We start from the raw sequence: 761 nt of genomic DNA, 5'->3' as shown, positions 1-761 counted from the left end.
TGTATTTTACGAACCTGTTTGGTATTTCTAAAGTACCGTTTTGGTAGTTTTGACTAGATGTAGATATTTGTATTTTACGAACCCCTTGCAATGCACTCCACAAAATTGTGGGATGTTTTTCCCATATCTTTCATAAGTTCTCTTATTTCCTTTTGGTATATAAGTTAATTATACATACAGGTGTTGAGAATAAAATAAAAAGTTTAACTGCCGAAAATTCGGAGGTTAAGAACTTATTTATACATACAGGTGAAGATGATAGGACAAAACATCCTGTCATAGGAAAGCAGGAATACTTTGTTAATTATGTACTTGATAGCGGAAAATTCCGCAGTGAAAAATATGACAAAGCGGGAATAACTTGTTGATTGTATACCCAGGTATAAAGTAACGAACGAATTTTTCCGTTGGTTTCTTGGGGAATACCTTGTTAATTAAATACATTATAGGTGTCGCCATTTTTGGCTATACCCTCTATTTCTTTGGGAATACCTTGTTAATTATATACCTCAAAATTGAGGGCAAAAATCCTTCACTACAACAAAGCGGGAATACCTTGTAAGTTATGTACTCAAGCCAAAATTGGCTCTAGTACTTTATATTTAGCTTTTTTAAATGTATAAGTTGATCATATCTGCGTTCCCAATTTGGGTACGCAGGTTATATTCCTTCTTTTTTTAATATATAAGTTGATTATATATCTTTTGAGTTTCCCGATTTAAAATCACTAAAACACTTACTATAAGTCAATTGAATATTAA

General features: G+C 31.8%; 1 protein-coding gene. It reads left to right on the top strand.

All coding sequences use genetic code 11. From position 1 onward, the window contains the following. Positions 1-152: 152 nt before the first annotated feature. The gene (locus CLTEP_RS14095) at positions 153-368 is read left to right on the top strand and encodes a hypothetical protein (protein WP_066827710.1); all 216 of its coding nucleotides are present in this window, start codon (positions 153-155) and stop codon (positions 366-368) included. Positions 369-761 lie beyond the last annotated feature (393 nt).

The sequence above is a fragment of the Clostridium tepidiprofundi DSM 19306 genome, assembly GCF_001594005.1.
Classification (GTDB): domain Bacteria; phylum Bacillota; class Clostridia; order Clostridiales; family Clostridiaceae; genus Clostridium_AC; species Clostridium_AC tepidiprofundi.
Note: the sequence above shows the minus strand (reverse complement) of the source record. Positions and strands in the feature narration are given on the sequence as shown.